The organism is Bacillus sp. CZDM1, assembly GCF_055502545.1.
On the sequence record NZ_JBUESO010000007.1, the window covers coordinates 69,077 to 82,537 of the forward strand.

Sequence of the window (13,461 nt, forward strand, 5' to 3'; positions counted from 1 at the left end):
CAGTTTTTTAGTTTAGTTTGTCTTAAAGGCTATTATTAAAGACTAATCTCTTACTTCCCTATTGAGTTTTGTCCTTAAGAGCCTCTTTTAAAGATTGCCCCCAGAAACAACATACTACGCAGTAACCTATATATTTTTAGAAAACAATCGTTTTGTTTTGATGGACAATAATTCGGTCTTCAATGTGCCATCTTACTGCTCGTGCCAATACACTTCTTTCCACTCTGCGGCCAATTTTTTTCAAATTGTCCGTGTCATCACGGTGATCGACACGGGCAATATCCTGTTCGATAATCGGCCCTTCATCAAGGTCGTTAGTGACATAATGGGAGGTCGCTCCAATTAACTTTACACCGCGTGCATGGGCACGTTCGTATGGTCGTGCACCAACAAACGCCGGTAAAAAGGAATGATGAATATTAATGATTTTGTTTGGATTTGCGGCTACAAATTCTGGCGTCAATATCTGCATATAACGCGCCAATACCACTAAATCAATCTCATACTCTTTTAACAACTGAAGCTGCTGTGCTTCCACCTCAGCACGTATATCCTTATTCGCCGGAATGTAATAAAACGGGATATTCAACCCTTCGACCGCATCCCTTGCTTCCTCATGGTTACTGATCACAAGCGCGATATCCGCCATTAAATCACCGCTTTGCCATTCCCACAAGAGTTCGAGCAAACAATGAAGCTCCTTTGACACAAAGATTGCCGCTTTTTTCACCTGATAGACATGCGTTAATTTCCAATCCATCGAAAACGTCTCAGCAATCGCAGCAAACTGTTCCTCCATCTCCTTCGCCTTTTCCTTTAGACCCGGGCATTCAAATTCAATACGGATAAAAAATACTCCGCCTTCCGGATTGGTTGAATATTGACTAGATTCGATGATATTGGCTTGATAGGAAAATAAAAATTGAGAGATGGCTGAAACAATCCCTGGCTGATCCGAACAGCTGACAAGCAGCCGTCCACGATTTTGATTCTCTTTTTGAAATTTTTCTACTTGGTCTTTTATATATGAATTCATCCTCATAACTCCTCTATTATTATTAGAAAAGATTATACAGCAGACAGCCCTCAGAAGCGAAGTCTTTTGTCAAAATTAATATTTTATTTCCTATAACCAATTCGATTTTATAGACAAATGATGGTACTATTTTTTATAAAAGGAGGTTGGTTGTGCTATGAAAGTTGCTTTTATTTCGGATATACACGGGAATGCTATTGCTCTTGATGCTGTCCTTGAGGATATAGAAAAGCAAGGGATTGATAAGATTTATGTACTCGGTGATATCTGTTATCGAGGACCAGAGCCTAAACGCTCTCTTGATTTAGTCCGTTCTTTACATACTGAAGTAATTAAAGGAAATGCCGATGAATGGGTGGTACGCGGCGTTCGGGAAGGTGAAGTTCCTGGGAAAGCATTGGAGCTGATGAACACTGAACGTCAATGGATTGTGGAACAGCTTGAACCATCCGACATTGATTATTTGAATAGCCTGCCTGCCCAATTAAATTTTTCAATCGAAGGGGTTGGAATTTCGGCGTTCCATGCCACACCAAAAAGTTTGTTTGATATCGTACTGCCAAACGCCGATGACAACGAAATTGAATCAAGTTTAATGCATGCACAGGAAGCACAAGTATATGTTTATGCCCATATCCACAAGCCTTACATTCGTTTTCTCAATGGCAAGGTCATTATGAATATCGGCAGTGTGGGGTTGCCGTTCGATGGTCTGGCTAAGGCATCTTATGGTCTGGTTGAAATTGAGGATGGTCATCTGAAAACATCCATCAGAAGGGTAAGCTACGAGCTCGAACGTGTCGCGGCCCTCTACCATGAAGTCAATTATCCAAACGCAGAAATGATGAGTAAGGTCATTCGGACGGCAAAAATATAAAAAGTAAGCGCCGCTGCATTTAACGGCGGCGGTTTTACTTTTAAGAAGGGAACATTAAACATGCAGTTAATGGTAAAGAGTATGACGGAGGAATATGCAAGACAGATCCTAACATGGAAATATGAAGCACCTTATGATTTTTATAATAACGAAGAAAGCTCTGAATCTCTTAACGAATTGCTCGAAAACCCCTATTATGCAGTATTGAATCAAAACAATGAACTGGCCGGCTTTTTTTGCATGGGGAAAGCTGCACAAGTCCCATTTGGTTATACAGCTGGAGCTTATTCAGAGGATGTAACGGATATAGGAATTGGCATGAATCCCGCCTTAACTGGTCAGGGCTTTGGAGCTCCATTCTTCTCGTTTATTCTGTCTTATATTCAAGAAAACTATAAGGTGAATTCTTTCCGTTTAACAGTAGCGAAATTTAATCACCGAGCCCTTCATCTTTATACGAAACTAGGATTCGTAAAGAAAATCGAGTTTCGTAGCAGAGCAACTGTATTTATAACAATGGTAAAAGAATAGCCGAAGACAATTTTGTCTTCGGCTATTCTTTTAACCTATTGAAATTTATCCTGCAGCCCCTTCTTTTTAGGCATAAAGAATCTCTCGACTAATTTAGCACTAGTGGGTTTGCTAAAATAGTAGCCTTGCATGTTATGACAGCCAATACTGCATAAGAATTGATATTGTTCTAGCTCTTCCACGCCCTCTGCCACCACATTCATCCCAAGATTCCTTCCCATTGCCACTAATGTTCGACAAACAGACCGCTGATTCCTATTCTCTAACCCTTCAATAAACGACTTATCTATTTTTATCGTATTAAACGGATATTGTACAAGGTAACTAATCGATGAATACCCCACCCCAAAATCATCAAGAATGATATCGACTCCAATATCCTGTAATTCTTTTATCGTATTCAACGTATTTTGAACTTTGGTCATCGCGGTTCTTTCTGTGATTTCAATTTTCAACAGATTAGCCGGCACCTGATAGCGTTCCAATGTGTCCTTGACACTATGAAGGAACGACTCCAAATTAATTTGTCTTGCAGGCACATTAATCGATACATAAAAGGGCGGCAAGTTCATATCGATCCAAATCTTACGCTGTCTGCAGGCTGTTTCCAACACCCAGCTGCTTATTTTTATGATTAAATCCGACTCTTCAGCAATTTGGATAAACTCTCCCGGCGGTATATTCCCCAAAACAGGATGAGTCCAGCGAAGGAGTGCTTCCAATCCTATCACTTGTTTTCCATAAACATCCACAATCGGTTGATAGTCCAAGTATAATTCATTCTTTTCAATCGCTTTATGAAGATATTGTTCAAGCAGCAGTTTTCGCGATAGACATTTCGACATTCCCACTTCATATGGCTGAATTCCTACTCCACTTTCCTTGGCTAGGTACATCGCATGGTCAGCTTTCTGAACTAGCCCCTCAGCCTCATACCCATGATCAGGGTAAATACTCATCCCAATGCTTGCGCTTAAAACATACTCATTGCCAAGCAGTCGAATGGGGTCTGCAATAATACCATTAACCCTCGCTGCCGTTTCCTGAATATCCTCTTTCGTTGTTAGATTTTTAAGCAATATAACAAACTCATCCCCGCCTTGACGGGAGATCATATCATCTTCTCTCAAACTATCCTTCAACCGTTCTGCAATAACCTGCAGCACCTTATCCCCCATTTTATGACCAAGGGAATCATTGATATATTTAAATCGGTCTAGATCTAGGAATAAGATTCCAACCTTCTTTTTCTTTTCCTTTGCTTCCGATAACGTTTTATGAAGCTCATAATCCAACTTCCGTCTATTCGGCAGACCCGTCAAAGAATCGTGAAAAGCTAAAAATGTTAATTTTTCCTCAGCTTTTTTTCGCTTGGTAATATCCACAAAGATTCTGTCAATCCTCTTAATACCAGTAAGGATACTATCCCAGTTCCTAGAAATGGTATGCGGAACATTCTTTTCATTTGAAGCACTGGTAATATAGCCGCAAATGCCAAGAATTATCCCCTCTACTTTCACAGGTATTGAAAGAATATTTACATCTATTACATAACCGTCCCGATGTCTAATCTTTGTTTGAAGACTCTTTTTTTCTCCCTTGAGGACAGCATTAATATGCTCGATTGTTTTATCAATCTCCTCTTCTTCTAAAAACGAAACAAAACTCCGTTGATATTCACTTTGTCTGCTATAACCTGTTAATTCTTGAATAGCTTCATTTGAAAAAACAATACTCCCCTCCAAATCCATTATATAACAAGGATTTGGCGCACCAGAAAGTAAGGGCTTACAACCCTCGACAACAGAACCCATATCTGACTTTTTGATCTCATATCTCAAGAGAAATCTCCTTTCCACTATCACTGAGAATCAACAAATACTACTTAAAGTGACCTTATACTAAATTGGCAGATTTAGCTGTGATAGATATCAACAAACTCAGACAATATTTTCTCCTTCAATCACTAATCAAACGTTTGATTAAAAGTGCATTCAACTCCAGTGTAAAAAGAATCTAAATCAATTTCCTGGAAAATATTTTGTCGGTAAAAAGTCGAAAAACAATTCTATTTCCTAGACAAGCTTTTAGTTTTTTCTCGTTCTAAATTTGTTATCTTATAGACATGGAAATGTTAGTTATTGTCTACTTTATATATTATTAAGTTAAACACTATGAATTAAGTAGTTTATACCATTGTTATTGTAAACGTTTTCAAATAAAATGAATGTACGCAATCGAAAAAACAAAGAAGGTAATCTACAACTAATACTAGGGAGTGGATTTCATGGACGAGCAGGGTAATTTCGCGTACGGGCTAGTTTGGGGAACTTCTATAAGTGTACCGTTATGGATTGCATTTTTCGGTTGGATAAAATTAATCATTCAATTCATTTTTTAATAAATACCTTCTAAAATGCCCTTGCCTGCTACCTGCAGGCAAGGGCATTTCTATTACTCCAATAAATTTTTTCCTATTTTTGTAACCAATTCAGCCGCACTTACGTCAAAATTCCATAAGTTGAAATTACTGGTAATAAATTTAGTTGAAAAGGGGGAATATTTCGAATATAATTTTCATTACGTGACACTACTTCTATTATACAAATGTAGCAATTTAGAGGAGATAATGGGGTGAGGGAATTTGAAGATTGTTAGATTCATTACATACTATATACTTGGAATACTTTCGATATTTACTGTAAGTATTTTCCCACAATATTTTTCTACTAGAGAAACTCCTGATTCACCAGGCTATTTTGAACAATTAATCTCTTTTGGCAAGGACTTGTTTAAACCAGAAACATGGATTTATAAATTCGAGCGATCCCTAACTGGCGGTGCTCCAATGATGGAAGTTATGGGGCCGGCATTTATTTATTCAACGCAAATTCTCTTAGGAGCTCTTTTAGCAGGTTTCAGCATCGCGCTTTTTCTCGCTTTAGGGTCAGCCTTTTTGCCTAGAGTAGTGCTTAGTCCGATAAAAAGACTGCTTGATGTATTGGAGTCTGTTCCAGATTTGATTCTCGCCACCTTATTACAAGTTTTATCTATAGTTATCTTTAAAACGTTTGGATTAGATTTATTTCAGGTGGCCAGCTATAAGGAAAAGGCTTATTTTGCCCCAATCGTTACCTTGGCCATCTTACCGCTCGTCTCCATGTTCAAGATTTTAATCCTTATGATAGAGGAAGAGTTTTTGAAGGTTTATGTCACCTTTGTTAAAAGTAAAGGGATAAACAAATTCAACATCTTAATCAGACATATCTTAAAAAATATCATGCCCCTTTCGTTTCATCATATAAAGATAATCATTTGGGGGACACTTTCAAGCCAATTTATTATTGAACGGGTGTTTAACGTTCATGGACTAACCTTCTACTTACTTGATAACTTCCAGCCGATAACCATTTTTGTTACACTGAGTCTTATTTTTACACCCTTTTACTTCCTATTCCAATTAGTCGATCTTTGGCTTAAAGAAGATCAGCATCTTTCTTACGAAACAAGACGAAGTTCCTGGTGGCACAAATGGCGAATGGGTAATATCACAGGCGGGGCAAAGCGGTTCTTTGAAAACATCCTTTTTTCTCTTCAATCTATTAACCTTAGAAAATTATCGCCCTTCCGTCCAATTGTCAATGTACTGTTTCTCTTTGGAAGGCATATGAAAAATTGGAAGTTTGCACTTGGGGCCTTATTTTTCATTATAACCATTAGCTACAGTATCATTTATTCGGTCACCACCGATAACCACGTCGACCAAGTACTACTTTATTACGCAGAAGATGGTGCAACGCTCCTTAGCGCAGTCCCGCATGCACCAACAAAGCCCTTTTTCTTTGGCTCAGACAAATTAGGATTCAGCCTGTTTGACCAATTAGTAATCGGCGCGAAGTATACACTGATTTTTGCTTTGTTAATCGCCTTATTACGGATTCTCGGCGGGCTTTTGTTTGGGGTCATTTATGCTTTCCACCTAGGTCCACGTACCCAGCAATGGTTTGGAAAGTTTATTGATTCGATTCACTTTCTGCCATTAAGCTTGGTAGCTTACATCTTGCTTGCGCCAATCTTAATGCCGGCGTTTACTGGTTTTGGCTATGAATTCACTTACACCTTTACCGAACGGATATTATTAGAAATGTTTATTTTAACCATCCTGGTTGTTCCCTTAACAAGTGTCTTATTAGGAAAAGAGATAAAGCGGGTTCTTGATTATGAGTTTATTGCCAGCGCCCGCGTTTTAGGCGGCAGCAGATTTCATCTTTTCTGGCGTCATATTTTCCCGCATATTGGTCCCCGTTTGACGATTTTACTTGGAACTCAATTTATTCAAGTACTATTAATCTTTATTCATTTAGGAATATTTAAGTTTTTCTTTGGCGGGACTAAACTTGACTTTGATCCGGGAGGTGCTAATCCTCCCATGTCGATGACCAATGAATGGTCAGGGTTAATTGGCGAATTAGGCAGAACCACCATCGCCTCTGGCCGCTACTGGTATTTGTGGATACTCGCTGCCTTCATGCTTGCCATTTTTGCGATGCAGCTGATTATCCAGGGGGTGAAAGAAGTGCAGCAGGTTAAAGTCGGAGTTTTATATAAACTTCCAAAAGCACGTAAGGTAAAGGAGAATCAGGCAAGTGAAGCTCCTTCCTATCAAATGACCAAGAATAGCTTTAAAGTGATTGGAAGCGAAGGCAAACGGGATGAACCTGAAGCTGAACCGAAGAAAGAACGAGGGTTTGGCCCAAGGCTTAAACGAGGGATTGAAAGAGGAATTTAACAAAGGCCCCCCGTACAATCATTCATGTACGGGGGTTATTTTTTCATAGGTTTTGATCGCAAATTCCTTGAAAGGTGTATTTGGAAGGGCTCTGAATTTCTCAACAGCCAGTTTGGCAGCTTGAACCGCCTCTTCCATCTCTCCAAGCTCTGAATGGCAAAGTGCCTTGTAAGAATACCTAATATAAAAGAGTGACAAGTCAAACGGATGGTGGGTGCTAGAAGGCGTCTCTACTTTTTCAAAATGAAGAATGGCTTCTGTATACTCTCCTAGCCCATAGAGCGACTTTCCTTTTTCAATTAGGTACAAAGATTCAACTATTTCCTCAACCTTTGGGTCTTCCAAATATTGATCAATGATTTCTAAGGCTTTCATGTACTCTTGATTCTCAGCATTAAGAGTCATGGCAACAATAAGGTCGTGGACGAGTATAGAAAGTAAATCATCCGCAAATTCACCGTACTGCTTTAACTTTCGTAAATACAGTTCTCTTCTTTCTTTATCGCCCAGCATCATAGCCTGGCCTGCACCAAGTCTGTATAAGTCATCAATACGATAAAAGATTTTATGCTCTTTTGAAAAAGCAATCGCCCTTTCCATCGTAACGGTGGCTGAACGATCATCTCCGACCGCATAGTGTAACACTGCTTCAGTATAGTCAAGGTCAACAGTGGTCATTGGATCCATATAGACATGATTGGATTCAATCTCTTCACGTTCCTTTACCAAATTTTCTAAAGCCTTTTGATACTCATGCTGAACGAAGTGCACCAGTTCACGAAAGATCGCAATTTGTGCGCGGTTGGCTGTTAAGTTCATCTTGTCATACATGGCCGCAGCTTGATCTAGGAATTCCTCCCAGCCTGATAATTCTTCTTCGTAAAGACTTCTGCTATAGATATCTAATAAGCGTGCTGATTCATATCCTTGGGGTAGATTTTTTATATAAGGTTCAATAAGAGTCAGCAGCTGTTTATATTTATCTGTCGTATTTTCCAATTTTTGATTATATAACGTTTCAGCCTTTTCAAGCGTTTCTCTTAATTCCTGTGTGCTGATTTCCTCTAATAAATCCGTTACCTCAACACCCAGCCCCTCAGCAATGTATACGAGGCTTTCCATAGAAGGCTTCGCTTTATTGTTTTCGATGAGACTGAGCATACCTTTCGTAAGCCCCTCACCTGCGAGTGCTTCTAGTGTCAGCTTTTTCTGCTTTCTAATTTTTCGTATTCGGTCTCCGAGCATCGACTGAACATCCTCCTACTTGTGAATAGTTTAATTATATTAAACATACCCACAAATGGGAAGCTGTAGCCAAAACGGGCTTAGATTTTGTTTAATTAAATTAAACTTTTTCTTGATTTGGTAAAAACTTCATGTTATGCTTTGTTTAATTAAATTAAACTTCTACAAAAATTCTAAGGAATGAGGAGATAGTGTGAATAATAGCACCATGTTGAAAAAAGCCACTTACCATCTTTGGACTTTTACCATAAGCAAACTGATTGCCTCTTTTGGTTCACAGGTATATTCATTTGCCATTAGTTTTTATATTTTGCAAGCCACAGGATCGGCGAAAAGTTTTGCACTAAACTTGATTTGCAATGTATTACCTCGTACCATCGCTGCACCATTTGCAGGTTATATCATCGATAAATATCCACGTAAAAGGATCGCGATTATCTCACAAATTGCAACTACCTTGGCTATCGGGGGATTGTTAGTCGTCAGTGTCACCTCTGGATTATCTTTAACAGCAATTTATATCACTACCTGCATCCTGTCCCTTACATCCATGTTTTCCAGCGTAGCATTCACCTCCTCCATAACAGGGCTTGTGGACGAAGCAAGAATTCAAAAAGCAATGTCTTTAAATCAAATGTCTGTATCCTTTGCGGCTATTGCCTCTCCAGCAGTCGGAGGACTTTTGTATGGAATCATTTCCATGCCGCTATTCCTGATTTTCTATATGGCCGCTTCTACCATCGCGATTGTTCTCGATGCCACGATGAATTTCACTTTGTTCGCTGCCCAAAAAGCTGAACCTGTGGAAAAGTCGAAAGAATCCATGTGGCAAGGAATGAAGGCGGGTGTATCTTATTTAAAATTACAGCCGATGTTGATGACCATTATCTGGATAGCCTTATTAGTTAATTTCCTTTTCAGCGCCTACCAGGTTGGATATTCCTTCATTCTTATTGAAAAATTAAAAATGCTTTCCCAGCATTTTGGTTTTACAGAAGGCGCCTTTGCCGTTGGCATGCTGCTGTTATCGATTTATCTCTCCATCCGGAAAGAGATAAGATTTCCGTTGCTGGTTTCAAAAAGGGGTATTCTTATCATGGGGGGCATCATGGGAAGTGCCACTTTCCCTTTACTCTTCACCATGTCTTACAACATCATGTTTGGCTACTACATTCTTCTTCAATTTGTTTTAGGCGTGTGCATTGTTTTCGTCAATACACCAACACAAGTAATGATGCAAAAACAAATTGCAGATGAATTTAAGGGACGTGTATTTTCCCTTATTGAAACAGTTGCCATGGCCTTATCACCATTAGGAATGGTGCTATATGGGTTTTTGTATGATATCTTCCCTGCACAATGGGTTCTGCTCCTGTCTTCTGGATTATGTGTGAGTGTAGTCCTTACTCTTTTAAGACCGACCGTCATAAGAAAGGTTCATCCGGAGATTGCAGTGAAAAATACAGTGAAGGAAAGTGCGGAAGCATTTTAATAAAGTGTAAATGTTCAATGTCAAAGGTACTGCTCCTTCCGTCCATAGGCGAGGATTATATTACCAAAAAGATAGTTACATGGGACTGATTTATTATTCTGGTAAATAAATAACTCCTTATTTGAATACGAATGTATTAACCCTAGAAAGGAGTGAGAATACCATGAGTGTGTTGGATCGCAGTCCTTTTTTATACTTCTTATGTATCCTGGCTGGTTTCGCTTTACTAAGAGTACCGCTAACAGGATTTTTTGCACCGCTTAGTCCATTAGTTATCCTTATCGGTGTCCTGGCTATCCTTTTATTCTCTCTTGTACTAATCATCCATGGGGTCCTTCATTTGGCTGGTAAAAGAAGGTAATTCTAAAAATAAGCAACATGAAAGAGAGCGAATTCATACGCTCTCTTTTCTCTTTATTTGAAGTCTGCGATAAAAAAAATATTATTTTTTCAAAATGCCTATCTATAGCATTTGAAAGCGTTTGTAAGATAACTGATTAAATATTATTTTAAAAATAGTATTTGACTTTTGAATTTTCCTACAGTAAATTAATTAACAAGTTCAAAAAATGAATAAAGTAAAAATACTTCTTATCAAGAGAGGTTGAGGGACTGGCCCTATGACACCTCGGCAGCGGAATTCTGATTCTGTGCCAAATCCAGCAAGTACGACTTGATAGATAAGAAGAGGACCTATGATTTTTTCAATTCGCCCTCTTCTTTTTCAAGAAGAGGTTTTTTATTTTTAACTGAATAATATTTCTTATCCAGAGAGGTTGAGGGACTGGCCCTATGACACCTCGGCAGCGGAACCAAATTGGTGACTGTGCCAAATCCAGCAGGCGGAAAATGCTTGAGAGATAAGAAGAGCTTCCTATGCATTGCATTGGCCAATCCTCTTCTTGTTTCTAGAAGAGGATTTTTTATTTATTTGATAAAGGAGCGATACACCATGATCGAATTTCAGAATCTTAAGAAGGTTTATGAGAGTGGCGGGCAGCAGGTTGCCGCGTTGAACGGAATTGATTTGAAGATTAATAAGGGAGAGATATTTGGAGTGATTGGCTTTAGTGGTGCTGGGAAAAGCTCACTTATCCGCTGTGTGAACTTACTAGAGCGTCCGACCTCTGGCAGTGTGATTGTTGATGGTCATAACCTCACTTCTATGTCTGTCAAAGAGGTCCGAGAGATTAAGAAAAATATTGGGATGGTTTTTCAGCACTTTAATCTATTAAACTCAAAAACAGTATTTGCAAACGTGGCAATGCCTCTGACACTTGCCAAAGTTCCTAAGGATGCGATTAAGAAGCGCGTTATGGAATTACTAGAATTTGTCGGGTTAGCAGACAAGGCGGACTATTATCCTGATCAGCTTTCCGGGGGACAAAAACAGCGTGTCGGAATCGCCAGAGCATTGGCAACACAGCCTTCCATTCTACTTTGCGATGAGGCAACATCTGCTCTCGATCCACAGACAACCAGCTCGATTTTGCAGCTGTTGAAAAAAATCAATAACGAATACAACATTACGATTCTAATTATCACCCACGAGATGGCGGTAATTAGAGAGATATGTGACCGGGTGGCCGTTATCGAAGCAGGGAAAATTATTGAAGAAGGCACAGTGTTTGATGTCTTTTCAGCACCCAAAACACAGACTGCCAAAAATTTTGTCAGCACAGTCATGAATGACCAGCTGCCTGATTCTATTAAAGAAATCATTCAAAAGCATGATGGAATGCAGCGGATTTTCCGAATTAATTTTGTCGGCAGCACCGCGGGTCAGCCATTATTGTCACAACTAGCCAAACAGTTTGATATTCATATCAATGTCTTGTTCGGCAATATTACCGAGCTTCAAGGAACTCCTTTTGGAAACCTCATTGTTGAGTTCCAGGGGTCTGATAAAGAAGTCATCCGAGCGTTAACCTATATCAACCAGAAGAAAATCAGCATAAAGGAAGTGACCGCACATGCTAGTTAATTCAGAGCAAATCATAGAAGCCTTAATTGAAACCATTCAAATGGTCGCTTTCTCTCTCTTGTTCTCAACCATCCTTGGTCTGCCGCTGGGAATCTTGTTAGTCGTAACTAGGAAAGGCCATCTGCTTCAGAATTTACCGTTCTTTACCGTCTTGAATGGGATCATTAACATTTTTCGTTCCGTCCCGTTCATTATTTTATTAGTGGCGATGATTCCCGTTACAAGATTAATAGTCGGTACATCGATTGGAACGGCGGCGGCAGTTGTTCCTCTGGTATTCTATTGCGGTCCCTATATTGCCAGATTAATAGAAAATTCATTGCTAGAAGTGGATCCAGGTGTCATTGAAGCAGCAGAGGCAATGGGTGCAACCCCTGGGCAAATTATTTTTAAATTTCTTATTCCAGAAGCACTAAGTTCACTTGTTTTAGCCTTAACGATAGCCACTATCGGATTAGTTGGTGCATCGGCAATGGCTGGGGCTGTCGGAGGCGGCGGGATTGGAGATTTAGCCATTACCTATGGCTACCAGCGTTTTGATACAGTCACAATGATGATTACAGTAGCAATTCTGATTGTAATGGTTCAAGGCCTGCAGTCATTTGGAAATATAGCAGCAAAGAAAATCAGACGAAGATAAACTAGGGGGAAATTAACGATGAAAAAACTTTTACTATCCATCATTATTATTACTTTGGCGATTATTAGCGCAGCCTGTGCTGAAAAAACATCAGAGGGTAAAGAATCAACTACCGTTAAGCTTGGTGTCAGCGGAACTGATACACGTATTTGGGATTTTGTAGCGAAAAAGGCTAAAAAAGAGGGAATCAATATCGAAATCGTTTCATTCTCTGATTACGTCGCTCCCAACACAGCTCTTGCAGAAGGCGAAATTGATGTGAATGCATTCCAAACGGTTGCCTATTTTGACGTATTTATTAAGGAACACAATTTAGACCTAGTGCCAATCGCGACAACGGTCCTTGCCCCAATGGGAATTTACTCTGAAAAATACAAAGATGTCAAAGACATTCCAGATGGTGCGAAAATTGCCCTTCCAAACGACGCATCCAATCAAGGACGTGCCTTATTACTTCTGCAAGAAGCTGGACTTATTGAATTACCAGAAGACTTCGATCCAAATGGTGATCTTACGCAAATAAAAGAAAACCCTAAAAACATTGATTTTGTTGCTGTTGTACCAGCACAAACACCAAGAGCACTTCCAGACGTTGCCGCTTCAGTTATCAATAACGGGATTGCTGGTGATGCAGGTCTTAGCCCATTAGAAGATGCGATTTTTGTTGAAAGTGAAACAGCTACCCCATACCTTAATATTATTGCGGTCCAAGCAAAAGACAAAGACAACAAGACATATAAGAGATTAGCAGAACTTTATCAGTCCGAAGATACAGCTAAGTTTATTGAAAAAGAGTATAAAGGTAACATGATTCCAACATTCGTTCCGTTAAGTAACATTGGCTGGTAATAATTCAAAGAGGTTTTT

11 protein-coding genes and 2 riboswitches are annotated in these 13,461 nt (G+C 39.4%); of the genes, 8 read left to right on the forward strand and 3 right to left on the reverse strand.

What is annotated here, in order from left to right; all coding sequences use genetic code 11:
* Nucleotides 1–136: 136 nt before the first annotated feature.
* The gene (purU, locus tag ACY3XC_RS17000) at nt 137–1,036 is read right to left on the reverse strand and encodes a formyltetrahydrofolate deformylase (RefSeq protein WP_464869598.1); all 900 of its coding nucleotides are present in this window, start codon (nt 1,034–1,036) and stop codon (nt 137–139) included.
* Between the two features lie 157 nt (nt 1,037–1,193).
* Here purU and ACY3XC_RS17005 point away from each other — a divergent pair, with 157 nt between their 5' ends.
* Entirely contained in the window at nt 1,194–1,913 is a 720-nt protein-coding gene (locus tag ACY3XC_RS17005; protein ID WP_464869599.1) for a metallophosphoesterase family protein, read from the forward strand.
* A 60-nt stretch (nt 1,914–1,973) separates the two neighbouring features.
* Complete coding sequence (locus ACY3XC_RS17010; protein WP_464869600.1) at nt 1,974–2,444, forward strand: GNAT family N-acetyltransferase; 471 nt, start codon at nt 1,974–1,976, stop codon at nt 2,442–2,444.
* Between the two features lie 35 nt (nt 2,445–2,479).
* Here the strand turns inward: ACY3XC_RS17010 and ACY3XC_RS17015 are convergent, their stop codons facing one another.
* Nucleotides 2,480–4,285 (reverse strand): sensor domain-containing protein, encoded by a 1,806-nt coding sequence (locus ACY3XC_RS17015; RefSeq protein WP_464869601.1) that lies wholly within the window; start codon nt 4,283–4,285, stop codon nt 2,480–2,482.
* Between the two features lie 803 nt (nt 4,286–5,088).
* Between ACY3XC_RS17015 and ACY3XC_RS17020 the strand changes: the two genes are divergently transcribed.
* Nucleotides 5,089–7,233 (forward strand): ABC transporter permease subunit, encoded by a 2,145-nt coding sequence (locus ACY3XC_RS17020; protein WP_464869602.1) that lies wholly within the window; start codon nt 5,089–5,091, stop codon nt 7,231–7,233.
* An 18-nt stretch (nt 7,234–7,251) separates the two neighbouring features.
* On the opposite strand, the gene ACY3XC_RS17025 is transcribed toward ACY3XC_RS17020, so the two are convergent.
* Nucleotides 7,252–8,478, reverse strand: a complete 1,227-nt coding sequence (locus tag ACY3XC_RS17025) for a helix-turn-helix domain-containing protein (protein WP_464869603.1) — start codon at nt 8,476–8,478, stop codon at nt 7,252–7,254.
* Between the two features lie 193 nt (nt 8,479–8,671).
* Here ACY3XC_RS17025 and ACY3XC_RS17030 point away from each other — a divergent pair, with 193 nt between their 5' ends.
* The 5 genes from ACY3XC_RS17030 (at nt 8,672) to ACY3XC_RS17050 (ending at nt 13,443) form a co-directional block, all read left to right on the forward strand.
* The gene (locus tag ACY3XC_RS17030; protein WP_464869604.1) at nt 8,672–9,970 is read left to right on the forward strand and encodes an MFS transporter; all 1,299 of its coding nucleotides are present in this window, start codon (nt 8,672–8,674) and stop codon (nt 9,968–9,970) included.
* A 163-nt stretch (nt 9,971–10,133) separates the two neighbouring features.
* The gene (locus ACY3XC_RS17035) at nt 10,134–10,331 is read left to right on the forward strand and encodes a hypothetical protein (RefSeq protein WP_179156697.1); all 198 of its coding nucleotides are present in this window, start codon (nt 10,134–10,136) and stop codon (nt 10,329–10,331) included.
* Nucleotides 10,332–10,558: 227 nt separating this feature from the next.
* A riboswitch (SAM riboswitch) is annotated at nt 10,559–10,657 on the forward strand.
* Between the two features lie 73 nt (nt 10,658–10,730).
* A riboswitch (SAM riboswitch) is annotated at nt 10,731–10,837 on the forward strand.
* 85 nt (nt 10,838–10,922) lie between these two features.
* Nucleotides 10,923–11,954 (forward strand): methionine ABC transporter ATP-binding protein, encoded by a 1,032-nt coding sequence (locus ACY3XC_RS17040; protein WP_464869605.1) that lies wholly within the window; start codon nt 10,923–10,925, stop codon nt 11,952–11,954.
* Nucleotides 11,944–12,594, forward strand: a complete 651-nt coding sequence (locus ACY3XC_RS17045; RefSeq protein ID WP_179156699.1) for a methionine ABC transporter permease — start codon at nt 11,944–11,946, stop codon at nt 12,592–12,594. Before ACY3XC_RS17040 ends, ACY3XC_RS17045 begins: the two co-directional genes overlap by 11 nt.
* Before the next feature lie 18 nt (nt 12,595–12,612).
* Nucleotides 12,613–13,443: a MetQ/NlpA family ABC transporter substrate-binding protein gene (locus ACY3XC_RS17050; protein ID WP_464869606.1), complete on the forward strand. Its 831-nt coding sequence runs from the start codon at nt 12,613–12,615 to the stop codon at nt 13,441–13,443.
* The last annotated feature ends 18 nt before the right edge of the window (nt 13,444–13,461 follow it).

Coding starts and splice junctions, on each gene's coding strand:
- purU (WP_464869598.1), bottom strand. CDS start 1,036: ATGAATTCATATATAAAAGACCAAGTAGAAAAATTTCAAAAAGAGAAT.
- ACY3XC_RS17005 (WP_464869599.1), top strand. CDS start 1,194: ATGAAAGTTGCTTTTATTTCGGATATACACGGGAATGCTATTGCTCTT.
- ACY3XC_RS17010 (WP_464869600.1), top strand. CDS start 1,974: ATGCAGTTAATGGTAAAGAGTATGACGGAGGAATATGCAAGACAGATC.
- ACY3XC_RS17025 (WP_464869603.1), bottom strand. CDS start 8,478: ATGCTCGGAGACCGAATACGAAAAATTAGAAAGCAGAAAAAGCTGACA.
- ACY3XC_RS17035 (WP_179156697.1), top strand. CDS start 10,134: ATGAGTGTGTTGGATCGCAGTCCTTTTTTATACTTCTTATGTATCCTG.
- ACY3XC_RS17040 (WP_464869605.1), top strand. CDS start 10,923: ATGATCGAATTTCAGAATCTTAAGAAGGTTTATGAGAGTGGCGGGCAG.
- ACY3XC_RS17045 (WP_179156699.1), top strand. CDS start 11,944: ATGCTAGTTAATTCAGAGCAAATCATAGAAGCCTTAATTGAAACCATT.
- ACY3XC_RS17050 (WP_464869606.1), top strand. CDS start 12,613: ATGAAAAAACTTTTACTATCCATCATTATTATTACTTTGGCGATTATT.